This window comes from Acinetobacter sp. YWS30-1, assembly GCF_033558715.1.
In the GTDB taxonomy this organism is placed as follows: Bacteria; Pseudomonadota; Gammaproteobacteria; order Pseudomonadales; family Moraxellaceae; genus Acinetobacter.
The window spans coordinates 1,414,760-1,438,957 of record NZ_CP114606.1 but is presented as its reverse complement, the minus strand read 5'-3'; the positions used below and the strand labels follow the sequence as shown (position 1 = coordinate 1,438,957).

Below are 24,198 nucleotides of genomic sequence, written 5' to 3'. Positions count from 1 at the left end.
ACACTATATTTATAAAAATGAAATATAGTGTGAATATTCACATTCTATAAAATCTAAAACTATTAATTTAGCTCTTTTAATAGGCTATCCAATAAATCACTGATGAACTGGATTCTTTTTTGATAATCTTCCAGCATCACCATCACTTTTAATCGCTGACCGCCTTCCATCCTGAAATAGGTCGGATGTTTCTGCATCATCTGGATAATACTCATGGCTTGAACTGGTGTATCTGGCGCAAACTCGATATGGCCACCCTGCCCACCAATGTCAATTTTGGTAATGCCCAGCTGCTCAGCTTTAAGACGTAGCTGATGCACAGCAAATAACTGTTTCACCGGTTGCGGCGGAATGCCAAAACGGTCAATCAGTTCCATACGGATATTATCGAGTTTTTCCTGAGTATCAGTATTACTGATGCGTTTATAGAACAGCAAGCGCTGATGTACATCACCCAGATAATCGTCCGGAATCAAGGCTGGCATATGCAGGTTGATTTCCGCAGTTAAAGACAAGGGTGCATCAAAATTCGGCGTTTTACCTTTTTGAATGGCTTTAGTCGCCTTTTCCAGCATTTCCATATACAGGCTATAACCGATCGCCTGCATCGAACCACTTTGCTGCTCGCCTAGAAGTTCACCTGCACCGCGAATTTCCAGATCTTCGGTGGCCAGCATAAAGCCTGCACCCAAAGTCGAGGCACGTTGAATCGCTTCCAGACGTTTTTCTGCATCGCCTTTCAAGGCTTTTAGGGATGGCACTAACAGATAGGCATAGGCCTGGTGATGCGAACGCCCAACCCGGCCACGCAACTGGTGTAACTGTGCAAGACCAAGCTTATCTGCCCGCTCAATAATAATGGTATTGGCATTCGGCACATCAATCCCGGTCTCAATAATGGTCGAGCACACCAGGACATTGTATTCCTTGTGGTAGAACTGTTGCATTACCTGCTCCAGCTCACGTTCACGCATCTGACCATGTGCCACAATGACACGTGCTTCAGGCACCAGATTTCGGATATTTTCTGCAGCACGTTCAATGGTATCCACTTCATTATGCAGGAAATAGACCTGACCACCACGCAGTAATTCACGCAGAATCGCCTCTCGAATAGTGTCGCTGGTATGTTCCTGCACAAAAGTTTTTACAGCCAGACGGCGTGCTGGTGGTGTTGCAATAATGGACAGATCACGCATTCCGCTAAAGGCCATATTTAAGGTACGTGGAATTGGCGTTGCTGTTAGGGTCAGCATATCCACATCGGCACGCAGGGCCTTAATACGTTCTTTATCACGCACCCCGAAACGATGTTCTTCATCGACAATCATCAGTCCCAGATTATGGAACTGGACATTTTCCTGTAAAAGCTTATGGGTGCCGATGACAATATCGACTTTGCCATCCGCTAAATCCTCAATCGTTTTGGTATGCGCTTTAGATGAACCGAAACGGGAAAGCACCTCAATCCGAACTGGCCAGTCCGCAAAACGGTCTTTAAAAGATTCATAATGCTGTTGTGCCAGCAAAGTGGTAGGCACTAATACCGCAACCTGACGGTTATTTTGAACTGCGACAAAGGCTGCCCGCATGGCGACTTCAGTTTTACCAAAACCGACATCACCACAGACCAGACGGTCCATTGGTTTTGCCAGTTGCATATCATATAGTGTGGCTTCAATCGCATTGGCCTGATCCGGTGTTTCTTCATAAGCAAAGCCGCTAGCAAACTGCATATACAGACTTTGATCAACCTCAAAACTGATCCCCGGCTTAGATGAACGACGTGCCTGAATATGTAATAACTCGGCTGCGACATCATGAATCTGTTCCAAAGCTTTACGCTTGGCTTTATTCCAAGCATCTGTACCCAGTTTATGTAAAGGTGCTAGATCTGGATCGCCACCACTATAGCGGCTGATCAGATGCAGGTTAGTCACCGGCACATAGACTTTAGCGCCTTCAGCATAGTCCAGTTGCAGAAATTCATGGTCCTGATCATCGATACTTAAAGTAATTAAGCCTGCATAACGTCCTACACCATAATCAATGTGTACCACTGGTGCACCAATGCTTAGCTCGGTCAGACTGCGGATCAGGAATTCTTCTGATACTTCCTGCTGACGCTTGCGACGACGTTGGACCACACGATGTTCGTAAAGCTGATTTTCCGAGATCACACTGATCCGATTTGTCAGAACCAGACCACGTTCCAATGGTGCACTGGTAATCGCAATCGCATGCAGAGAATCGACAAAAGCATCAAAGTTTTCTACGGTCGGAATATCGCCCAGACTTGGGCGCAGCGCATCTTTTAAGGTTTCACGACGACCGGCACTTTCAGCAACCAGTAAAACCGGATGATCGGCCGCATCAATATATTTTTTGACTTCGGTAAAGGGCTTTTCACGTTTTGGATCAACAGGCAAGCGTGGTGGTAACTGGGTATCCAGATTAATCACTCCGGCTTTCTCATCAAAAGCTTCTTGTGCCGCAATGATGCGACTAAACTGATTTAGCTGTTCTAAAAGCTGATTGGTCGGACAGAACAGTGCTTCAGGCGGCAGAATCGGCTGATCAATATTATGGCGGCGATCTTCATAACGGCGAGTTACGTCCTGCCAGAACTGTTCTAAACTCTGCTCCAACGCCTTATCTGTAATGACAATGCCATTCTTGGGTAAATACGAAATTAAGGTACTTTGCCCTTGCATCGCTTCATGACTAAAGAATAAAGGCAGGTAGAACTCAATTCCCGGTGAAGCAATGCCATCCATTACATCCTGATAAATTGGATTTTTCTTTGGATTAGCTGTGGGGAAAAATTCTGCATAACGGTCACGGAAAGTAGCACGACCCTCCTTCAGTGGAAATTCTTGTGCAGGTAATACGGTAAATTGTTCTAGAGTTTGCGTAGTACGTTGCGTTTCCGGATCAAAAAATTTCAGGGTTTCAATTTCATCATCGAACAGGTCAATCCGGATCGGTGCATCTTGACCTGAAGCATATATATCGATAATGCTACCGCGAACTGCAAATTCGCCATGGTCATAAACGGTATCGACCAGATGATAACCAGCCTGAATCAGTTTTTTCTTTTGCTGTTCCAGATCCAGCTTTTGCCCGACTCGAATATCGAAGTGTTCACCCAGCACCCATGAAGTAGGTGCAACACGCTGTGCCAATGTAGAAGCTGCCAGCAACAATACGCCGCTTTGGGGCATATTAGATAAAATTGCCAGACGTTCAGAGACGATATCCTGATGCGGTGACAGACGGTCATAAGGCAAAATTTCCCAGTCTGGAAATATGGTCGGTTTAATCCCATAAAATTCCAGTTCACTTTCCAGTTGACCCAAATGCTGGTTATTACGCGCAACAATGACAAATAGGCGCGATTGCTGCTGCTTGATAATTTCTTTCAGCAATAATGCAGTAGACGAGCCTTGCAGATTGCCTAACCAGCGTTTCTCGCCTGCCTTGAGCTTGGGTAAATTAAGTTGGGAAATTTCTTGTTGGAACATGTATATAGCTTTAAAGTCTAAACAACATGAAGCTTATACTATCACGATGATCTGGTGCTATTTCGTTATTTTTATGCAGTCGTTACAGATTGACTGCATAGGATAAAATCAGCCTATGATTCAGTTATTTTTTATCACGTAAAAAGTTACGATAATAGTCATTTAACTTTTTCACAATCATTTTAAATTGCAGCAGGTTTTCTTCAGTATTTCCTAATCTTGCATTAAAACGCTGATTGGCAATTTCCAGATCAATTTTTTCATTAATGATCATTGCAGTCGAATAAAGCGCTTTTAAATCATCAAAAGTTTTCATGCGTCGGTTAGACAAATATTCCAGCCGCTCGCCCAGCTCCTCATTTAAATTAATCCCATCCACAATATAGCCGATCCCTTCTACATATTGGATATGATTCTCTTCCAGAAAAATCTGAGCCGGATCAGGTTTATTTGATTTAAATAAGTTGCTGATTTTATCAAACATGCTATGCACTCAATTCATTGTGTCATCGATATAGTCTAGATGAAAATGCCTCAAACCCACAGGCGGAATTTGAGGCAAATGGTTAAAATCAGTACGGGTCTATATTGGACTCATCCTTAAACTTTCAGGATACCTGTTCCCATTGATTCATCATTGGGACTTCTGAAACCAGATTTTCAAAAGCAAAGATTTCATCCAGCTGAATTTCACTCAATAAACCCAGTTCCAGCACGACTTCTGGTACAGTTTTATTTTCACGGATACATTGTTTACCGATTTCATCACAAGTGGCATGACCTAAAAGTGGCTCCAGTAAGGTAATAATCCCGATACTGCGCATCACTGCATTTAAACAGTTCTGTTCATTGGCCTGAATCCCGGCAATACATTTTTGTTGTAGGGTCTGCATACCTTGAGTTAATAATTGGATGGATTCATTTAAGGATACTGCAATGACCGGCTCCATAACATTAAGCTGTAATTGCCCTGCTTCTGCTGCCATTGTCACAGTCAGGTCATTACCAATCACACGAAATGCAATCTGATTGACTACTTCTGGAATAACCGGATTGACCTTAGCTGGCATGATAGAAGAACCCGCCTGTAATTCTGGCAAACGGATTTCCGCTAGACCGGTACGCGGGCCAGAACTTAAAAGACGCAAGTCATTACAGATCTTGGATAATTTAACAGCCAGACGTTTCAGGCTGCTTGATAGAATAATAAACACGCCGCAATCGCTGGTCGCTTCGACATAATCTTCCGCGCCTTTTAAAGGTAGGCCAGTAATTTTCGCTAAAGTTTGTACTGCATGTTTGGCATAACCATCTGGAGTATTCACGCCGGTTCCAATGGCGGTCGCACCCAGATTCACTTCCAGCAATAACTGACGCATTTGCTCAATCAGCTTCAGGTCTTCTTTTAATAAGGTTGCGAAAGCACGGAATTCCTGTTCCAGAGTCATTGGGACTGCATCCTGTAACTGGGTACGCCCCATCTTGATCACATATTGAAACTCTGATGACTTGCTATATAAAGTATCAATCAACGATTTTTGTACATGAAGCAGTTCATCCAGACGTGTATAAGTCGCTAGACGTAGTGCCGTGGGATAGACATCATTGGTTGATTGTGAAGTATTCACATGATCATTTGGATGCAGGATATGGTAATCGCCTTTACGATGCCCGAGCAATTCTAGCGCCCGATTTGCAATAACCTCATTCGCATTCATATTGATAGAAGTACCAGCTCCACCCTGATAAGGATCAAGCGGAAATGCCTCCTGCCAGTCCTGAGGTTGATGAATTAATTCATCACAGGCTTGTTGAATAGCACTACTTTGTTGTTCTGATATTTTCTGAAAATGTAAATTCGTTTGTGCTGCTGCTTTTTTAACTTGCGCCAATGCGCGAATAAAGTGTGCTTGCTGACCTACTGCCAGACCTGAGATCTGAAAATTCTCAATCGCACGCAAAGTATGAATACCATAATAGCTGTGCTGGGGAATTTGTTTTTTCCCCAATAAATCCTGTTCAATTCGACTTGATTCTATTTGCAACATATTGTCCATGTCATATTACTCTTAGCAATGATGCACCATTCAGAATGGCATTCATTCACTATGAAGAGAGGCCCTAAAAACAAATAGAAGTGATTTAAGCAGGATTTGAAACAAAATATGTCTAATTCGAGATTGTTGTTATTTTTGTAAAATTGTGTAATTAAAATACAAAAGTTCAATGAATTTAACTGTTTATTAAAATTATTTATTTTTCTTCAAAACCATGTGTAACTTTGTATTTTATAACCCTCTACTAATTCTTCATTTATATGAGAAAATTCTTAATTTACATAAAATATACACAAAAGCTGCTCAACTGTTACAGAGTGTAATTTTTAAACCATGTTTGAATCACTGCCCTGTGAATGCAGTTCAAAAATCATCCCGGATGATGATGTTTAAAATTTAAGGATACTCTGCCTATGAGCTCGCTTAACCCAACACTGATTACTTTTATGTTTTATATCGTCGCCATGATTGGGATCGGTTTATATGCCTATCGTGCGACGTCCAATTTTGATGAATATATTCTGGGTGGGCGAAGTCTGGGCAGTGTAGTGACTGCGCTTTCCGCAGGTGCATCCGACATGAGTGGCTGGCTGCTGATGGGCTTACCCGGAGCCATCTATTTTTCCGGTCTGTCAGAAGTCTGGATTGCGATTGGCCTGATTATTGGCGCCTGGCTGAACTGGTTACTGGTAGCTGGCCGTCTGCGTGCCCATACTGAATTTCAGAACAATGCTCTGACCCTGCCTGATTATTTCACCAGCCGTTTTGCGGATAAGAAACGAATCTTACGCTTACTATCAGCCATTGTGATTCTGGTGTTCTTTGCAATTTACTGTGCTTCCGGCATGGTCGCAGGTGCGCGTCTGTTCGAAAGCCTGTTTGGCTGGGATTACACGACAGCACTTTGGCTCGGTGCAGTGGCCACGATTCTGTATGTGTGTATTGGCGGCTTCCTGGCAATCAGTTGGACCGATACCTTTCAGGCTGGCTTAATGATCTTTGCGTTGCTTATTACACCCATCATTACCTATCTGGCATTGGGTGATAACGCTCAACAGGTGGGCACCCTGCTGGAAACTGCCCGTCCACATGCATCCAATATGCTGGAAGGCCTAAGTTTTGTCGCGATTATTTCTAGCTTGGCTTGGGGCTTAGGCTATTTTGGTCAGCCACATATTCTGGTGCGCTTTATGGCGGCAGATTCGGTCAAAACTATTCCTACTGCACGCCGGATCGGCATGACCTGGATGATTCTGTGTCTGGTGGGTGCAATGTCGGCGGGCTATATCGGGATTGCTTATTTTGCAGCAAATCCTGACCTTCCTGCTGCTGCAATCGTCAACCAGAATCCTGAAACCGTGTTTATGGAATTGACCAAAATCCTGTTTAACCCTTGGATTGCAGGCATCATATTAGCGGCAATTCTGGCTGCGATTATGAGTACATTGAGCTGTCAGTTACTGGTCTGCTCGACTACCCTGACTGAAGATTTATACAAAGGCTTCCTGCGTAAAAATGCTTCACAAAAAGAACTGATCTGGGTGGGTCGTGGCATGGTGATTGTGATTGCCTTGATTGCAATCTCCTTGGCCATCAATCCAAACAGTAAAGTTCTAGGTCTGGTGGCTTATGCCTGGGCTGGCTTTGGTGCTGCCTTTGGTCCACTGATCATTTTCTCACTGTTCTGGAAACGCATGACCCTCAACGGCGCGATTGTCGGAATGGTTGTCGGTGCTGTAACCGTAATTGCCTGGAAAAATTATATGGGTGATACCGGTCTATATGAGATTATTCCAGGTTTTATTCTGGCAGTGCTGAGCATTGTAATTGTGAGTCTGTTGGATAAAGCGCCAAGTCACGATGTCGTTAATCGTTTTGAACTGGCAAAAGCCGAATATCAGAAAGAAATGGCTGAAATGAATAAATAATCTTTCTATTTTAAATTAAAAAGGGACTTCGTGTCCCTTTTGTTTTGTCTGAATTTATACCTTAGCTTTAGCCGGCATTTTCAGCTTGATCTGCTGGGTTTCCTTGATCACTTCCATTACTGGATAACTACGGGTTTCTTTTACCCCCGGTAATTGCCACAAAATATCACCGGAGATTTTTCGGAATTCATCCATATTGGCACAGCGGATTTTCACCACAAAATCAAAGCCTCCACTAATCATATGACATTCCACGATATCGGGAATATGCTGTACCGCCTCGGAAAATTCTTCCAACACATTCGGTGTGGTTTTATCCAGCAGAATTTCGACAAAGACCACAAAACCGTTATTCAGCATAATTGGATTAAGTCGCGCTTCATAACCGAGAATAAATCCCTCCTTAGTCAGTTTTTGTACACGCGCCAGTACCGCAGTTGGTGAAAGATTCACCATCTCTGCCAGTTTAATATTGGAAATTTTCGATTCAGACTGCAGCAAATCAAGGATGCGAATATCTATTCGGTCAAGGCTTAAATATGGGCTATTCATTAGAATTATTCTCTAAAAATGATACAAACTATAGTGAGATATTCGTCAATTATTTTGGGATTATAGATTAAAACTCATTCAACTCAAAGAACCGATTGACGCAGTACAGGAAGTCACTATGTCCACCACAATACGCCCGAATTCGCACTCGAATGCAGTGAAGCAATCGAATTACATTGCTGAATTTAAGGATAAAAACCAATATGAACAGCGCATCAATACCGCATGGCGACGTGCCGAGTCCGAGTGCATGGAAACGCTGCTGGAACATAGTGAAATTTCTTCAGAACTGACAGATAAAATTCAGTGCCTGGCTTTTGATCTGGCACATTCCCTACGCGAGCGTAAAGGCTCTGGTGGTAAAGCCGGTATCGTACAAGGACTGCTTCAGGAATTTTCGCTCTCTTCTCAGGAAGGGATTGCCTTGATGTGTCTGGCAGAAGCCTTACTGCGTATTCCAGATACAGCAACCCGTGACCTGCTGATCCGCGACAAGATCAATCAGGGCAACTGGAAAGAACATCTCGGCCAAAGCCAACTGATGTTCGTGAATGCTGCAGCCTGGGGTTTGATGCTCACTGGAAAGCTGATGGAAACACCACAGCAGAAAAGCTTGTCGAGTTTATTAACCGGTCTTTTAGCACGTAGTGGCCGTGGCATCATCCGTAAAGCGGTGGACGTCGCAATGCGCATGATGGGTGAGCAGTTTGTCACTGGCGAAACCATTGATGAAGCCCTGAAAAATGCAGAACGACTAGAAGATAAAGGTTTCCAATATTCTTATGACATGCTTGGTGAAGCAGCGCTGACCGATCCAGATGCGGAGCGTTATTATCAGGACTATCATGACGCCATTCATGCTATCGGCAAGGCATCAACAGATAAGGATGTTTATAACGGTCCCGGTATTTCCATCAAACTGTCTGCACTGCATCCACGTTATCAACGTTCACAAATGGATCGTGTGAATGATGAACTGTATAGCAAGGTACTGAATCTGGCAGTTCTGGCGAAAAACTATAATATCGGCCTGAATATTGATGCCGAAGAAACTGAGCGTCTGGAAATTTCCCTAGAGCTTTTAGAACGCTTGTGTTTTGAACCTGAACTCGATAACTGGAAAGGCATTGGTTTTGTGATTCAGGCCTACCAGAAACGCTGCTTCTATGTCGTGGATTACATCATTGATCTGGCTAAACGCAGCCAGAAACGCCTGATGATTCGTCTGGTGAAAGGTGCGTATTGGGATAGCGAGATCAAGAAAGCCCAGATCGAAGGTATGTCTGATTATCCGGTATTTACCCGTAAAGTGCATACTGACCTATCCTATATTGCCTGCGCACGTAAACTACTGGCAGAGCCGGACTATATTTACCCACAATTTGCGACACATAATGCGCAGACTGTTGCCACGATTTATCAGCTCGCTAATCCAGACCGCTATTATGCCGGTCAATACGAATTCCAATGTCTGCATGGCATGGGTGAACCGCTATATGAAAATGTGGTAGGTGATAAAGCGGCTGGTAAACTTGGTATTCCATGCCGGATCTATGCACCGGTCGGGAACCATGAAACCCTGTTAGCTTATCTAGTGCGTCGACTACTGGAAAATGGCGCGAATACCTCTTTCGTGAATCGCATTGCCGACAAGAATTTAAAAGTCGAAGACCTGATTGAAAATCCGCGTCAAACCATTTTAAAAGCAGCTCAACAGGAAAATGCCTTAGGTGCTAAACATCCGCAAATCCCTTACCCAAAAGATTTATATGGTACTTTACGATCAAATTCGTCTGGTTTGGATCTGGCCAATGACGCAGACCTGCAAGCCTTAAATGAAGTTGCAACTGACTTGGCGAATAGCCAATTCCAGGCTGCTGCAATGGGTACTGCATTTTCAGAACTAGATACTAGCAATGCTATACAGGTTATCAATCCAGCCCAGCATCAGGATGTGGTGGGTACTGTATATGAAGCAACGACTGAACAGGCTGAAATAGCCCTGACTCAGGCCGTAAATGCACAAAGTTTCTGGAGCAACTTGCCAAAGAATGAACGTGCTGCCTGTCTCAATAAAGCCGCTGACCTGATGCAGGAACGTCTGTTACCACTGATGGTTCTACTGTCTCGTGAAGCCGGTAAAACTTATGCAAATGCGATTGCGGAAGTCCGTGAAGCGATTGACTTCCTACGCTACTATGCTGGCCAGATGCTGGACCTGTCTAATGATGTACATATTCAGCCTTTAGGAACTGTACTCTGCATTAGTCCTTGGAACTTCCCGTTAGCGATCTTTACCGGACAGATTTCGGCGGCATTGGTTGCTGGTAATACCGTGATTGCCAAGTCGGCTGAACAGACTCCATTGATTGCCGCTCAAGCTGTGCAGATACTCTGGGAAGCTGGTATTCCTCAGGATGTCTTGCAACTCTTGCCGGGTCGTGGTGAAACTATTGGTGCTCAACTCAGCCAAGATTCACGCATCCAGGGCATCATGTTTACCGGTTCAACCGAAGTAGCGAAGATTCTGCAAAAAACTGTCGCAGCACGCCTGAATCAGTTTGGCGAAAGCGTCACTTTAATTGCCGAAACTGGCGGTCAAAATGCCATGATCGTAGATTCATCAGCACTCACCGAACAGGTTGTACTGGATGTAGTTAACTCAGCCTTTGATAGTGCCGGTCAACGCTGTTCTGCCCTGCGTGTGCTCTGTGTGCAGGAAGACAATCTAGATACTGTGCGTAAGATGCTACAAGGAGCCATGCAACAGCTACGTGTCGGCAATCCGGTTCTACTCAAAACCGATATTGGTCCAGTGATTGATGCCGAAGCACAGCAGAATATCCAGAAACATATTGATCAGATGCGCAGTAAAGGTCATCAAGTTCATCAGCTGATGTTTAATCAAGATGCTTCTGATCTGGCTCAAGGGACTTTTATTCCACCGACCTTGATTGAACTGCCGAATTTGAATGATCTAGAACGTGAAGTCTTTGGTCCAGTGTTGCATCTGATTAGCTATAAAGCTGGTGAACTGTCACAGTTATTGGATCAGATCAACAGCAAAGGTTATGGCCTGACCATGGGACTACATACCCGAATCGATGAAACCATGCAGACCGTGATTTCAAAAGCGCACGTCGGCAACCTGTATATCAACCGCAATATTGTCGGTGCTGTAGTGGGTGTACAGCCCTTTGGCGGAGAAGGCCTGTCTGGAACTGGTCCTAAAGCCGGGGGTCCACTTTATATCTACCGTTTAATGCATCAGGTGTCTGAGAAGAAGCTGGCTCAGCCTTATGCAATGCAGCCTGCCCAAGTTTCCCTTGAAAATCCGGTAATGCAGGACTTTAAGGCTTGGGTAAACAAGACTTTCTCAAGCATTTCGTTGAAGGCTCCAGCTCAGATTGCAACGAGACATAGCTTTAGCCTGCAAGGTCCAACGGGTGAAGAGAATCAGTACATGATCTTGCCGCGTGAGAGTGTGCTCTCTCTAGCAGACAATGACGTAGATCAGATTCAGCAAATCTTGGCAATTTTATCGGTGGGTAGCCGCCCAGCTGTACTGGCAGACAATACTTTTATACTCAAGTATCTGCAAAGCATGCCCGCGAGTATGGTGAAAGCTATTAAAGTTATCAAAGATATTGAATCAGGTGATTTTGAGGCTGTACTGCATCATGGCGAGACCACTGCATTGATGGATTTGCAGCAACGTATTGCAAGACGACAAGGAGCTATTGTAGGTATCACGCACCTAAGTTCCGGTAATTATGATATTCCAGTGGAGCGTTTCGTGATTGAACGTGCAATCAGTATCAATACCGCAGCTGCAGGTGGCAATGCCAGTCTCATGACCATGTCAGGCCTATAAACAGCTTTAGTACTTAAATTATTTTAATCCCTTTCCTCTTATGGCCAAATCTCTCCCCTTTGAAGATTTGGCCTTTTTTAACAGCTTTTCAAGCCTGTTTCCCTGAATAGTCTTAGGCAGAACAGCAAATTTTTGCTACCATCTTGGCTTTCAAAATATTTGCGATTTTTTACTGCATATGACCTCATCTTATCAGCAACAACTGGATGCCAAAGTTGAACGCATTAGCGCGCAATTTGCCGAATATCAACCACCTGCCCTTGAAGTATTTGAGTCGCCTGAACAGTACTATCGCATGCGTGCTGAATTCCGGATCTGGCATACTGAAGATGACCTGTTCTATGCCATGTTTGAACGTGATCAGAACAATAACAAGAAAGTGATCCGTATTGATGAGTTCCCTGTGGCTGACCGCAGTATTAATGACTTAATGCCGCAATTGCTAGAAGCCTTCAAAGCCGATGCAACTCTGGGCCACCGCCTATTTGAAGTGCATTTCCTGGCAACACTAAAAGGTGAAGTACTGGTTTCCCTGATCTATCACCGCAAGCTGGATGAAAGCTGGGAACCTGCAGCTAAAGCACTGGCTGAAAAATTGAAGATCAAGCTGATTGGTCGTAGCCGTGGCCAGAAATTTGTCTTGAGCGATGAGTTTGTCGTAGAAGAACTCACTGTATTTGACCGTAAATATCAGTACAAACAGATCGAAAGCAGCTTCACCCAGCCGAATGCGCAAGTCTGCCAGAAAATGCTGGAATGGGCATGTAATGCCGCGCAGCAATCTGACAAAGATCTGTTAGAGCTGTATTGTGGCAATGGTAACTTTACCCTGCCATTGTCTACCCGTTTCCGTCGTGCATTGGCAACTGAATTGGCCAAGTCATCTGTCTATGCAGCTGAATGGAATATCGAACAGAACGGTATCGACAATATTCAGGTAGCACGTCTATCTGCTGAAGAATTTACGCAAGCTTTTAATGGTGAACGTACTTTCCGCCGTCTGCAAGAAGCCAATATTGATCTGTCAACTTATGACTTTGATACGGTATTTGTTGATCCGCCACGTGCAGGGATCGATGATGAAACACTGAAACTGCTACAGCGCTTTGAACGAATCATCTACATTTCTTGCAATCCGGACACATTACACGACAATCTGAAACAACTTTCCCAAACCCATAAAATTACCAAGTTTGCCCTGTTCGACCAGTTTCCTTATACCCACCATGTAGAGTCAGGCGTACTGCTGGAAAAACGCTAAAAATATTGTTTCAATTTATTTTTTTGTTACATAAATGGAGCTTTTGTTAGCTCCATTTTTATACATAAAATTAGTAACTTATGCATGAATTATCTTGTTTCAATCAAATAATATCGTTCAAAATGTCTTCTGCAATCGAAAATTTGAAATACTGACTGCTGCTTTTATCACATAGGTCCTATTGCTTTATTTATTAAATTGGATATATTTCACCCTATGTTAGGTTGTGTATGAAGGCTCTATGAGTTTCTGGCAGAAGTTGTTTTCAGATGAACAACAAAATGAACACAAGAACCAGATTGCTTGTGTTGAAAATGATTGCTCTTGCAAGACAAATGAACAGCTCCTTGAAGCACTGTCTAAAGCAACTGATGAAGATATCATTATCGGAATCAAAAAAGTTCTAGCTTCTCGCGGTTATAGCCGTAAAGAACTCAATGAACTTCAGCACCTGCCGCTGCAATAAGCAGCTTAGGTCTTGATAAAAAGCATTTGCATACGCAAATGCTTTTTTTATATCTATCATTTGGATTTTTGCCTACCCTTCTTTGCTTTTAATCAGGTGGAACCTACTCCTTCTATCTAAACCTAAGTGTCTATATCTTTATTTCTTTTCAAATATGCAGATAAATGACTTTTCATATTTGCTTAGGCTATTTAGACATTATAGTTTAAGATCTGCCTCAATCAGTTCACATACAGCATTTATAAAGTTCGAAAAATTTAAAGATGACTGTCTAGACAACGAATTCTGGATAGAATTGAACCCTAAAACATCGATTAATTCACAAAAAAACAGTACACTTGCTGTTTAAAATACACTTGTTATTAAATGGCTTAATCTTTACATGCAGCGAACTAAACGGTTTCCCATAGGTGCGCATCTTATGGTTAAACATTTCGGTTATACTCATCACGGGATTTATGCCGGGCGTGGTCGTGTCATCCACTATTCTGGTTTTGCACATTTATTTAAGAAGCATCCAATTGAAATCACCTCAATTGAGAAATTCAGCAATGGCAAACCGATTCAGATCCAGTATTATGCTTCAGCAAAATATAAAGGCCGTAAAGTGGTTCGCCGTATGCGTTCCAGAATGCATGAAAATAACTATCACCTGATTATTAATAATTGTGAGCATCTCTGTACCTGGGCAATCACTGGTGTAGAAAGCAGCCCACAAGTCATTCAGATGATGAATCGCCTGACGACGATCGGTTATATCAGCTCCATGATGAGCTTTATGAATAGCCTTTTCCTGACCTTGACGACCACCTGTTTCGCTCTAGCTCTCTATATCAAGAAAAAGCTACGTGACAAGGCCAAACAACGTTTAGAGCAATATCGTGAGCTACATGAGCAGGTTAAAAACAATAGCCCAGATCTTGGCAATCATTTAAAACATCGCTAGGGTCATAGTTTCTTGCTTTTAAAATTTTTAAGCCAGCCACTCAAAAATAATTTAAAAATAAGATGATTTTCATTTAATTTATTTAATGATTAGCTTTTCAATAAAATCAGTTTAAACCTAAGTTAAATAAGCTTTTTTAGCTTTAATCGCTTCAGGTAATTCTTGTCCTAAAGAACTCAGGGTTTCACGTTCGATCAATCTTACAATAGAGTCTAAAGGCAGATCATTATCCTGAAATCCAAAAGGCTCTTCCAGTTCCGCACTCAGTTCATCTAACCCTAACAGCATATAGGCAATCAGGCCGACTAGAATCGGAGTCCATAAACCAAGACTGGCTTCCAGACTAAATGGCAGGATAAAACAGAAAGAATAAACAGCACGATGCAACAGCACCGAATAGGAAAATGGTAACGGCGTCGACAGGATCCGGTCACAACCCGCCTGTATATCGCCTAAAGCCACTGTATGCTGATTCAGATTGTTATAAATAATGTCTGTAATCTTGCCTTGTTTATAGAGCAGAACCAAATCTTTCTGGATTTGTTCCAGTACCCATTGTGATGCATTGATATGCGTGGGCAATTGATCAAATGCAGCAACTTCAAAATTAGTGTGGGCCTGGTAATGCTGAATACTTTGCTGCTTCTGTCTCAAACGGTCACGTAATAAATGAGTAAACAGCATCATTCGATACAACAGGATTTCACGTGACTGATCATCAAGGACATAGCTATCACGGCATAAATGACGTGTCGTAGCAATCAGCGCTCCCCACAGCTTGCGCCCTTCCCACCAACGGTCATAACAGGCGGTGTTACGAAAGCTGAGAAAAATCGACAGAATCACCCCGAAGATGGTAAAGCCTATGGCCGGCACTGCAGGAAAGCTAAAAAAATGCGCCTGACGCAGATAGACCAGCAAGCCTGAAAGAAAAATTACCAGCCCCAAGGCAGGCAGAACTTTAGGCAAAATTGTGCCATGCCATGCAAACAGCAGACTAAAGCTATTACTTTTATCACGAACAATCATTCATTCTTTCCTGCCACGATTGAAAAAGCCCAACCGGAGTTGGGCTTTTTAGGGATTTAGCTTAAATTATTTGCCAGGTTTAAAGCTGTCTTTCAAATCTAGAATACGGTTGAACACTGGTTTGTCGCTTGAATGATCATATTGATCCGCTACGAAATAGCCTTCACGTTCAAACTGGAAACGATCTTCCGGTTTTGCCTCAGCCAGCGCAGGCTCAATAACTGCTTGAACCACTTTCAATGATTCAGGGTTCAGATTCGCCAGGAAGTCATCCCCAGTTTCTGGATCAGATTCAGTGAACAGACGATCGTAAATGCGAACTTCGGCAGGAATACCTTTGGTTGCAGATACCCAGTGAACTACACCTTTTACTTTACGGCCTTCAGGATTTTTACCTAAAGTTTCAGGATCGATTGAGCATTTCAGTTCAACCACTTCACCGTTCGCATCTTTAATCACTTCATCACATTTGATGACATAAGCATGACGAAGACGCACTTCACCGCCCGGAATTAGGCGTTTGAAGCCTTTAGGTGGCTCTTCTTCAAAGTCTTTATGGTCGATATAGATTTCTGAAGTGAGCGGAATAATACGTTCGCCCATATCTACGTTTGGATGACGTGAATGAGTCAGATCCATATCCGCTGGCAAATTGGTTAAAGTCACTTTCAGTGGATTCAATACTGCCATACCGCGAGCTGCAGTATTTTCTAAAGATTGACGGATGCAATATTCAAGCATTGCTACATCAACGATACTGCCATCGACTTTAGATACTCCTACACGCTTACAGAAATCACGCAGACCTTCAGGCGTGAAACCGCGACGGCGCATACCGACAACAGTCGGCATACGTGGATCATCCCACCCGTTAACATAACCGCCTTCAACCAGCTTGCGCAGCTTACGTTTAGACGTGATGGTGTAATCAACATTCAGACGGCTAGATTCGTATTGACGTGGAACTGATGGCGATTTAACTTTTTCCACCACCCAGTCGTAGAATGGACGGTGATCCTGGAATTCCAGTGTACAAAGTGAATGCGTAATGCCTTCAATCGCATCTGATAATGGATGCGCATAGTCGTACATTGGATAAATTTTCCATTTATCGCCAGTTTGGTGATGCGCAGAATACAGAATACGATACAGGATCGGATCACGCATATGCACATTTGGCGAGTTCATATCTATCTTGGCACGCAATACCGCTTCGCCTTCAGCATATTCACCAGTGCGCATTTTTTCGAAACGCTCGAGGTTTTCTTCCACAGTCGCATCGCGTTGTGGCGAGTTTTTACCTGGCTCTACAAAGTTACCGCGGTTCAGCTTGATCTCTTCCGGAGTTTGCAGATCCACATAGGCATCGCCCTGTTCAATCAGTTGAATTGCCCATGCATATAACTGGTCAAAATAACTTGATGCATAGCGTGGTTCACCATTCCACTGGAAACCTAGCCATTTTACATCATTGGCAATACCATCCACATATTCCTGCTCTTCTGCATCGGGGTTGGTATCATCAAAACGCAGGTTGCACAGGCCACCAAATTCTTCAGCAATACCGAAGTTCAAGCAGATCGCTTTAACATGACCCATATGCAAATAACCATTTGGTTCAGGCGGGAAACGGGTGACCACTTGCTGGGTACGGCCAGCTGCTAGATCGTCAGTAATCACCTGGCGTACAAAGTCTAAGCCTGGTTGTTGTTCCTGCTGCTGCGCTGAATCGACTGCATTCTTATTTTGGGTCGGGTTGTCGGGCAGAGACGTCACAACATCATTTGGCTTCATGATTAATCATTCACTTCTAAAGTTAAAAAGGGATTAATGAATATGCAGTAGCTCACGCGGTCTAACTGTATTCACTAAATAAAGGTTCTTTAGTTTAACTATAGGTGAATGATCTCTCAACCGTTAACTTAGGTATTTGATTTCAATTCGTTCATTTTCAAATTGGAAAATACAATAGCTTACCAAATCGTAAAATATCCGCTTTTGACTGAGCCAGCAGATCAGTGCATGCTCTTAGGGTCAGACAAGCTTTATGAAGACGGATGATCTAGAAGAAATGACTTTGTAAATCAATGCATAAATAAGATACGATTTTTATGTTTTTAACAAAGAAAATTATGTTTTTGCTTGCCTTGTCGATTGTAGTTTGCTTATGCTTCCTTCATTCAGAAAAAACCATGGCATTAGTCCATGATTAGGAGATTACACAATGAGTTTTCCTCAAGTCGAATTAAACACCAATAAAGGTCGTATTGTTCTTGAATTAAACGCTGAAAAAGCACCTAAAACAGTAGCTAACTTCTTGCAATATGTACGTGACGGTTTTTATGACGGCGTAATTTTCCACCGCGTTATTGATGGTTTCATGATCCAGGGCGGCGGCATGGATGAAAACTTCAAAGAAAAAGCAACACGTGATGCGATTGAAAACGAAGCTGACAACGGTTTAAGCAACGATGTAGGCACCATTGCAATGGCACGTACTCAAGCACCTCACTCTGCTTCTGCTCAGTTCTTCATTAACGTGAAAAACAACTCTTTCCTTAACCACACTGGTAAAACTGCTCAAGGTTGGGGTTATGCCGTATTTGGTAAAGTAGTTGAAGGCATGGACGTTGTTGATGCAATCAAAGGCGTTCGCACTGGTAACCGTGGCTACCACGCTGACGTTCCTCTAGAGAACGTTGTGATCGAATCTGCAAAAATCATTTCTGAGTAATTTTAAATCCTCCCTAACCCTCCTTTAATAAAGGAGGGAACCATCATTTTTAAAAATGGTTTTTTTCATCTCTTTTGCAGAGGGAGGTCGGGAGGGATTAAAAAATAAGGAAAAGATTTGTGACCTATCTGTTTATCTCAGATTTACATTTGTCACCTGATCACCCTCGACTCGTTCGGGGGTTTTTAGATTTATTGGCAGCTTATCAGCATAAAAATACCCAACTGTATATTTTGGGCGACTGGTTCAATGCCTGGATTGGAGATGACTACACTGCTCCCTGGCTGGATGAAATCGTCAGTGCTTTAAAACAGTTTAACCAGGCCGGCAATCAGATCTATTTTCTCATCGGTAACCGTGACTTTGCCTTAGGCCAAGATTTTCTGGATCAATTTTCCGGACAGCTTTTACCTGAAATGACCAGTTTAAATATCGGTTCGATCCGATACCGGATCGAACATGGCGATGCACTCTGTACCGATGATGTGTCCTATCAACGTTTCAGAAAAATCATCCGTCATCCTTGGATGTTAGATTTTTTAAGAAAAATGCCTTTAAGTTTCCGTGCCAGACTCGCTAATGGTTTCCGCAAGAAAAGCCATGAAGCACAGCAATTGAAAAGCTATGAGGTTATGGATGTAAACCCATCTGCGGTAGAAGCAGCACTCAAAGAAGCAGATGTGCTGATTCATGGACATACTCACCGCGCTGCAATCCATGATGTAAATGGTAAAAAAAGAATTGTTTTAGGAGATTGGAAAGCTGATTATGCTGAGATTTTAGAGCTCAATAGCTCTGATATTGATATTCATAAAATTCAGCTAAAAATCTGGTATTACTCATAAAAAAAGCAACTGCGAACAGTTGCTTCTTATATTTTATTTAACTTAAACGGTATAACTGGTTAAAACCAGTATAGAAACTTTTACCATCCAGATTAAATGGATATTGTTCACCGTTTTCAAGTTCAATCATCTTGCCCACATTGACCATAATCATACCATTGATGGTATTTTGCTGACGTTGCATTGGAACAACTTTGACTTGAATTTCACAACCATTAATGGCGGTCGCGATAGACCATGTATTTAAATTTTTCAAAATATTCACTCATAATATGAGCTTTTTGTGATTAAACAAGGAGAGCTATAGACTAAAAATAAATCTTATTTCTGGGTTTGCTAGAGTTTTTTTAACAGGAAAACCTGTCTTTCGTGTATCACAATCAGCTAAAAATAAACCAGCGAAAACAGTATTCGCTTTAAAGTAATTATCTTATAACTCTTTTTTGACCAAATAGCAAAATTACATTGTAATGACATATGTCAAGAGTAGTATTTTTCAGATGCTTTTTCGCATATCTAAATGTCCAGTAAAGAAGTATTTCAACATATAAAACACACCGATCAACATCATGATACTAAAGCCAGAGATCAAATCACCTGAATCAAGAAAGTTTACAACTGTCAGATATCCAGTAGACAAAGTATAAATCACCATGAAAACGAATAAGATACGTTGCCCTAAACGATAACGTTGTTGCTTTTTTTGCTCATGGATCTGTTTTTGCTGCTCAAAAATATTTCAATTTCTTCTGGTTTCATTTTACCATCCCACCCATCTTATTTTTTAAACTACTATAGCTAAAGTAAATAAAAAAGCTCTGACAAATCAGAGCTTTTATAAAATATCTTCTATGTAAGTAATCAATATTGAGAAACCACAATTTACGACTCTCTGATATTTTTATAATCAATAACCGCCTTCTGACTTGATGACTTCAGCATCAGGTTTATATTTCGCCAAAAGTTCACGAAGCGAATTCATCAGAACACTGGTATCAACCCCTACTGCAACGAACTCAGTTCCAAGCGCCAGATATTTCTGGGTAGCTTCATGCTGCGTCGATAAAATCCCAGCAGCCTTACCTGATGCACGAATCCGCTGAATAGCGTCTACTACTGCTTTTTGTACTTCAGGATGGTTCGGATTCCCCTGATAACCCATAGTCGCTGAAAGATCTACCGCCCCAATAAATACACCATCAATCCCCTCAATCTTGAGGATTTCATCCAGATTTTCCAGACCTGTCACCGATTCAATCTGAATTAACAAACAGATATTTTCATGAGCAGTCTGATAATAATTCGGGATACTGTTCCAGCGTGTCGCACGTGCCAGCGCAGCACCCACACCACGAATTCCTTCCGGTGGATAACGGACTGCTTTGACCATTAATTCGGCCTGCTCCACAGTTTCTACCATAGGAATCAATAAGGTCTGTGCGCCAATATCGAGTAACTGCTTGATCAGTTGCACACTGCCTATTGGGGGGCGTACTACAGCTTGAGATGGATAAGCAGCGATACTCTGTAATTGAGAGAGCGTTGTTCTTAAATCGCTTGGGGCATGCTCACCATCAATCAAGAGCCAGTCATAGCCTGCATTTGCCGCAATTTCTGTCCCATACGCATCAGCCAGTCCGACCCACAAGCCAATTTGCTGCTGCGTCTTTAATTTACGTTTAAAGTAATTGGTATATTGCATCGGCCCACCTATCTTGCATGCTATTGCCTGAAGTCCTTATTAAACTCCTGTTACCAGAAACTGCCAATATACAAAAGCTTGCTTTTTATCTGATTTAACTCTTAGTTTTTCATAAAATTTCACTCAAGATTATATAAATATAGACTTTGCCGATGATGTTTTTATTGTAATAATCTTTTGATCAGAAAAATCTAGATGCCTAAAGCATATTTCTAAACGCCTTATCAAAAGATTGGAGTCCATCAATGGATTTACTCAAGATCGCTCAAACCCGTTATACCACTAAAGCTTACGACCCTAACAAGAAGGTTCCAGCAGAACAATTTGAACGTTTATTAGAAATCTTACGCCTGACGCCATCTTCAATTAATATCCAGCCCTGGCATTTTTTTATTGCCGACAATGATGCCGCTAAACAGCGTATTGCCAAAGCACTAGTTGGAACTTATGCCTACAATGCTCCCAAAGTGCTGGACTCTTCACATACTATTTTATTTTGTACCAAAGCCGATATTGACGAGTTACATCTGGACAACCTGTTAAATCGTGATGATCTCAGTGGTCGTTTTAAAGATGAGAGCGCCAAAGAAGGTCAAAAGAATACCCGTACCGGCTATGTACATTATTATCGTAATGAAAAAGGCGATATTCAGCGCTGGGCAGAAAACCAGACCTTTATTGCATTGGGACAGATCTTACTGGCTGCAGGAAGTGAAGGTATTGATGCCACACCGATCGGTGGTTTTGATGAAGACATTCTGAGTGAGGAATTACAGTTAGCTGAACAAGGCCTGATTCCATCAGTACTGCTTACTTTAGGTTATCGCAGTGAAAATGATTTCAATGCCAAATTGCCTAAATCTCGTCTGCAAGCTGAAGATATTTTCACCAAACTGTAAGCATTTTATGGTATAAAAGGGGTCTAGTGCCCCTTTTCTTGTCAATTCGGGCCTAATTTTTGCTTTATTCTCCAAACATCCAACTAGAATAACAATTAGAGGTACCCATGTCTGTTTTACCATCCAGCTCTTTAAAATTCGAATGCAAACACTGCGATAAGATCTATTTACATCACTATGCTAATGCCCAGCATCGTTATCCGCATTGTCCAGACTGCAAACAGGCAGGCTTATTGCTTGGACGGGCTGAAAAAGAAGACCTGTTACGTTATCCGCTTGAATTTGCATCTTCCTATGTTAAACAGACATTGCATATGCTAGGCAAACAACACTAATCACACCTAGAATCAACCCGATCACACTTGCAGGTTTGAGTCGTTCTTTAAAGATGAGCAATCCTGCAATCACACCAAAAATCACCACCAGAATATTCATGCCCGCAAATACAATCGCTGGCGTATCTTTGAGCATCATGTGTGCTTTGACGTAAAAAGCAATATTGGCAAAGTTCAACGCACCCAATAACAGACCGAAACCAATATCCTTGCCAGAACCCAGATGACGATATTGCAGCAGCAGATAGATCATCGACAGAATCATGGCGCAGATAAACATCAAGTTCAGTGCCACAGCAAATTGTAGACCAAGGCTGGTGGTATATTTCAACAAGACATCAATCAGTGCATAACCAAACCACACCAGACCCAGAAAAAACATTCCCTGCCTGGAGCTTTCTGATGCCTGACGGTGTGAGAATAGAATGCACAGTACGGAACTTATGCCTAAGACAATACCCAGCATCTTGAGCTGGTTAAATTGTTCCTGAAAAATGAAATAAGCAGCGGCCAGTGATAGTACAACCGATAATCGCTGGGCAATTTCAGTTTTTAAGATTCCTGCTGTCTGTAATGACTTGGCCAGAAATAGAAATACGCTCGGCAATAAAACGCCAAGCGCCAGAATCAGTAGCCATGGAGTCTGACTCATGGAAATATGCTGGATGTCTGGCTTGAACCAGAAAAAACACAATACGCTGGCTGTAACATAATTCCAGCTAATCATGTGGATGGGGCTCAAGCCTCTATTTTTAGCAATTTTTAAGAGTATCGAGACTGCAACACTACATAATGCTGCAATAAAAATCAGTTCCATATGCTGCTCTTATTCTTCATCTTTATTTAAATATAAAAAAGCCCACATTCGCTGTGGGCTCTTCTTATAAATTATTCACAAGGAATTATTTATAACGCTCAACCATTTTCTCTAAAGAGATTGGGCGAATCTTGTCTGCATTACCTGCAGTACCAAATGCTTCATAACGGTCGATACAGATTTGCTTCATTGCATCTACAGTTGCGCTGAAGAATTTACGTGGATCGAATTCGCTTGGTTTTTCAGCCATCATACGGCGCATTGCACCTGTAGACGCTAAACGCAAGTCAGTATCGATGTTGATTTTACGAACACCGTGTTTGATCGCTTCAACCAGTTGTTCAACAGGAACACCATAAGTTTCTTTGATGTCGCCGCCATACTGGTTAATCACAGCCAGCCATTCTTGTGGCACAGAGCTAGAACCATGCATTACAAGGTGAGTATTTGGCAGTGCTTCATGAATTTCTTTAATGCGGTCAATTGCAAGAATATCGCCTGTAGGTGGACGAGTAAACTTGTACGCACCGTGTGAAGTACCTACTGCAATAGCTAATGCGTCAACATTGGTATCCGCAACGAATTGACGAGCTTCTTCAACTGAAGTTAGCAGTTGAGAATGGTCAAGTACGCCTTCAGCACCTACGCCATCTTCTTCGCCTGCCATACCTGTTTCAAGGCTACCCAGACAGCCGATTTCACCTTCTACTGAAACGCCACATGCGTGTGCCATTTGTACAGTACGGCGAGTCACATCAACGTTGTATTCGTATGAAGTCGGTGTTTTACCATCTTCACCCAGTGAGCCGTCCATCATGACTGAAGTAAAGCCTAACTGGATTGAACGTTGACATACGTCAGGGCTAGTACCATGATCCTGGTGCATTACCACTGGAATATGTGGCCATTCTTCAACTGCAGCCAAGATAAGGTGACGTAAGAATGGTGCACCTGCATATTTGCGAGCACCTGCAGATGCCTGCACGATTACAGGTGAATTCGTTGCATCTGCTGCGAGCATGATTGCGCGCATTTGTTCTAAGTTGTTTACGTTAAACGCTGGTACGCCGTAAGCATGTTCGCCGGCGTGATCCAAGAGCTGGCGCATCGAAATAAGAGCCATAATATCCTCCCAGGTAATGGGCCATATTCTACATGTTCAACTATTGCAATACAGCCAAAAAATACAATATTTTATAAAAAATCCCTGCAAAAGCAGGGATTTTTAC

Annotated in this window: 19 protein-coding genes; 9 read left to right on the top strand and 10 right to left on the bottom strand. The window is 42.5% G+C overall.

Annotated features, from left to right (window positions below):
* Positions 1 to 62 precede the first annotated feature (62 nt).
* The 3 genes from mfd to aspA form a co-directional block, all read right to left on the bottom strand.
* Entirely contained in the window at positions 63 to 3,524 is a 3,462-nt protein-coding gene (gene mfd, locus O4M77_RS06690; RefSeq protein WP_323714039.1) for a transcription-repair coupling factor, read from the bottom strand.
* Between the two features lie 124 nt (positions 3,525 to 3,648).
* Positions 3,649 to 4,008 (bottom strand): hypothetical protein, encoded by a 360-nt coding sequence (locus O4M77_RS06685; protein ID WP_166136640.1) that lies wholly within the window; start codon positions 4,006 to 4,008, stop codon positions 3,649 to 3,651.
* 124 nt (positions 4,009 to 4,132) lie between these two features.
* Positions 4,133 to 5,581 (bottom strand): aspartate ammonia-lyase, encoded by a 1,449-nt coding sequence (gene aspA, locus O4M77_RS06680; RefSeq protein ID WP_179992326.1) that lies wholly within the window; start codon positions 5,579 to 5,581, stop codon positions 4,133 to 4,135.
* Between the two features lie 413 nt (positions 5,582 to 5,994).
* Between aspA and putP the strand changes: the two genes are divergently transcribed.
* Complete coding sequence (gene putP / locus O4M77_RS06675; protein WP_323714038.1) at positions 5,995 to 7,509, top strand: sodium/proline symporter PutP; 1,515 nt, start codon at positions 5,995 to 5,997, stop codon at positions 7,507 to 7,509.
* A 54-nt stretch (positions 7,510 to 7,563) separates the two neighbouring features.
* On the opposite strand, the gene O4M77_RS06670 is transcribed toward putP, so the two are convergent.
* Positions 7,564 to 8,061: an Lrp/AsnC ligand binding domain-containing protein gene (locus O4M77_RS06670; protein WP_004786082.1), complete on the bottom strand. Its 498-nt coding sequence runs from the start codon at positions 8,059 to 8,061 to the stop codon at positions 7,564 to 7,566.
* Between the two features lie 118 nt (positions 8,062 to 8,179).
* On the opposite strand from O4M77_RS06670, the gene putA reads away from it, so the two are divergent.
* From putA to O4M77_RS06650, 4 genes are all read left to right on the top strand, one after another.
* A complete protein-coding gene (putA, locus tag O4M77_RS06665; protein ID WP_323714037.1) occupies positions 8,180 to 11,935 on the top strand; it encodes a trifunctional transcriptional regulator/proline dehydrogenase/L-glutamate gamma-semialdehyde dehydrogenase in 3,756 nt (1,251 codons plus the stop codon).
* Positions 11,936 to 12,113: 178 nt separating this feature from the next.
* Positions 12,114 to 13,196, top strand: a complete 1,083-nt coding sequence (gene trmA / locus O4M77_RS06660; RefSeq protein ID WP_180053849.1) for a tRNA (uridine(54)-C5)-methyltransferase TrmA — start codon at positions 12,114 to 12,116, stop codon at positions 13,194 to 13,196.
* 241 nt (positions 13,197 to 13,437) lie between these two features.
* Positions 13,438 to 13,662, top strand: coding sequence for a hypothetical protein (locus tag O4M77_RS06655; protein ID WP_004786091.1), 225 nt, complete (start codon positions 13,438 to 13,440; stop codon positions 13,660 to 13,662).
* Between the two features lie 382 nt (positions 13,663 to 14,044).
* Positions 14,045 to 14,608 (top strand): lecithin retinol acyltransferase family protein, encoded by a 564-nt coding sequence (locus tag O4M77_RS06650; RefSeq protein WP_125278319.1) that lies wholly within the window; start codon positions 14,045 to 14,047, stop codon positions 14,606 to 14,608.
* A gap of 117 nt (positions 14,609 to 14,725) precedes the next feature.
* On the opposite strand, the gene O4M77_RS06645 is transcribed toward O4M77_RS06650, so the two are convergent.
* Together O4M77_RS06645 and O4M77_RS06640 are read right to left on the bottom strand one after the other, a co-directional pair.
* Positions 14,726 to 15,637, bottom strand: a complete 912-nt coding sequence (locus tag O4M77_RS06645) for a bestrophin family protein (RefSeq protein ID WP_166136623.1) — start codon at positions 15,635 to 15,637, stop codon at positions 14,726 to 14,728.
* A gap of 66 nt (positions 15,638 to 15,703) precedes the next feature.
* Positions 15,704 to 17,431, bottom strand: a complete 1,728-nt coding sequence (locus tag O4M77_RS06640; RefSeq protein WP_323714036.1) for a glutamine--tRNA ligase/YqeY domain fusion protein — start codon at positions 17,429 to 17,431, stop codon at positions 15,704 to 15,706.
* 430 nt (positions 17,432 to 17,861) lie between these two features.
* Between O4M77_RS06640 and O4M77_RS06635 the strand changes: the two genes are divergently transcribed.
* On the top strand, positions 17,862 to 18,371 hold the full coding sequence (locus tag O4M77_RS06635) for a peptidylprolyl isomerase (protein ID WP_004786097.1): 510 nt from the start codon (positions 17,862 to 17,864) through the stop codon (positions 18,369 to 18,371).
* Positions 18,372 to 18,490: 119 nt separating this feature from the next.
* Entirely contained in the window at positions 18,491 to 19,216 is a 726-nt protein-coding gene (locus O4M77_RS06630) for a UDP-2,3-diacylglucosamine diphosphatase (protein WP_180130346.1), read from the top strand.
* A gap of 37 nt (positions 19,217 to 19,253) precedes the next feature.
* Here the strand turns inward: O4M77_RS06630 and O4M77_RS06625 are convergent, their stop codons facing one another.
* A complete protein-coding gene (locus tag O4M77_RS06625) occupies positions 19,254 to 19,472 on the bottom strand; it encodes a hypothetical protein (RefSeq protein ID WP_004786100.1) in 219 nt (72 codons plus the stop codon).
* Positions 19,473 to 20,123: 651 nt separating this feature from the next.
* The gene (hpaI, locus tag O4M77_RS06620) at positions 20,124 to 20,918 is read right to left on the bottom strand and encodes a 4-hydroxy-2-oxoheptanedioate aldolase (protein ID WP_125278322.1); all 795 of its coding nucleotides are present in this window, start codon (positions 20,916 to 20,918) and stop codon (positions 20,124 to 20,126) included.
* A gap of 245 nt (positions 20,919 to 21,163) precedes the next feature.
* On the opposite strand from hpaI, the gene nfsB reads away from it, so the two are divergent.
* Both nfsB and O4M77_RS06610 read left to right on the top strand, forming a co-directional pair.
* Complete coding sequence (nfsB, locus tag O4M77_RS06615) at positions 21,164 to 21,817, top strand: oxygen-insensitive NAD(P)H nitroreductase (protein WP_166136614.1); 654 nt, start codon at positions 21,164 to 21,166, stop codon at positions 21,815 to 21,817.
* A 107-nt stretch (positions 21,818 to 21,924) separates the two neighbouring features.
* Positions 21,925 to 22,152 (top strand): hypothetical protein, encoded by a 228-nt coding sequence (locus O4M77_RS06610; protein WP_004786112.1) that lies wholly within the window; start codon positions 21,925 to 21,927, stop codon positions 22,150 to 22,152.
* On the opposite strand, the gene O4M77_RS06605 is transcribed toward O4M77_RS06610, so the two are convergent.
* Positions 22,115 to 22,969, bottom strand: a complete 855-nt coding sequence (locus O4M77_RS06605) for a DMT family transporter (RefSeq protein WP_034702593.1) — start codon at positions 22,967 to 22,969, stop codon at positions 22,115 to 22,117. The two genes, O4M77_RS06610 and O4M77_RS06605, sit on opposite strands and share 38 nt — an antisense overlap.
* Positions 22,970 to 23,054: 85 nt before the next feature.
* Positions 23,055 to 24,092, bottom strand: a complete 1,038-nt coding sequence (gene fba, locus O4M77_RS06600; protein WP_104426189.1) for a class II fructose-bisphosphate aldolase — start codon at positions 24,090 to 24,092, stop codon at positions 23,055 to 23,057.
* Positions 24,093 to 24,198 lie beyond the last annotated feature (106 nt).

Bases quoted from the DNA above. Each gene is read 5' to 3' on its own strand.
- O4M77_RS06655 (WP_004786091.1), top strand. From the start codon at position 13,438: ATGAGTTTCTGGCAGAAGTTGTTTTCAGATGAACAACAAAATGAACAC.
- O4M77_RS06685 (WP_166136640.1), bottom strand. From the start codon at position 4,008: ATGTTTGATAAAATCAGCAACTTATTTAAATCAAATAAACCTGATCCG.
- O4M77_RS06670 (WP_004786082.1), bottom strand. From the start codon at position 8,061: ATGAATAGCCCATATTTAAGCCTTGACCGAATAGATATTCGCATCCTT.
- O4M77_RS06640 (WP_323714036.1), bottom strand. From the start codon at position 17,431: ATGAAGCCAAATGATGTTGTGACGTCTCTGCCCGACAACCCGACCCAA.
- O4M77_RS06650 (WP_125278319.1), top strand. From the start codon at position 14,045: ATGCAGCGAACTAAACGGTTTCCCATAGGTGCGCATCTTATGGTTAAA.
- O4M77_RS06610 (WP_004786112.1), top strand. From the start codon at position 21,925: ATGTCTGTTTTACCATCCAGCTCTTTAAAATTCGAATGCAAACACTGC.
- mfd (WP_323714039.1), bottom strand. From the start codon at position 3,524: ATGTTCCAACAAGAAATTTCCCAACTTAATTTACCCAAGCTCAAGGCA.
- hpaI (WP_125278322.1), bottom strand. From the start codon at position 20,918: ATGCAATATACCAATTACTTTAAACGTAAATTAAAGACGCAGCAGCAA.
- putA (WP_323714037.1), top strand. From the start codon at position 8,180: ATGTCCACCACAATACGCCCGAATTCGCACTCGAATGCAGTGAAGCAA.
- aspA (WP_179992326.1), bottom strand. From the start codon at position 5,581: ATGGACAATATGTTGCAAATAGAATCAAGTCGAATTGAACAGGATTTA.
- O4M77_RS06635 (WP_004786097.1), top strand. From the start codon at position 17,862: ATGAGTTTTCCTCAAGTCGAATTAAACACCAATAAAGGTCGTATTGTT.
- O4M77_RS06645 (WP_166136623.1), bottom strand. From the start codon at position 15,637: ATGATTGTTCGTGATAAAAGTAATAGCTTTAGTCTGCTGTTTGCATGG.
- O4M77_RS06605 (WP_034702593.1), bottom strand. From the start codon at position 22,969: ATGGAACTGATTTTTATTGCAGCATTATGTAGTGTTGCAGTCTCGATA.
- putP (WP_323714038.1), top strand. From the start codon at position 5,995: ATGAGCTCGCTTAACCCAACACTGATTACTTTTATGTTTTATATCGTC.
- nfsB (WP_166136614.1), top strand. From the start codon at position 21,164: ATGGATTTACTCAAGATCGCTCAAACCCGTTATACCACTAAAGCTTAC.
- fba (WP_104426189.1), bottom strand. From the start codon at position 24,092: ATGGCTCTTATTTCGATGCGCCAGCTCTTGGATCACGCCGGCGAACAT.
- trmA (WP_180053849.1), top strand. From the start codon at position 12,114: ATGACCTCATCTTATCAGCAACAACTGGATGCCAAAGTTGAACGCATT.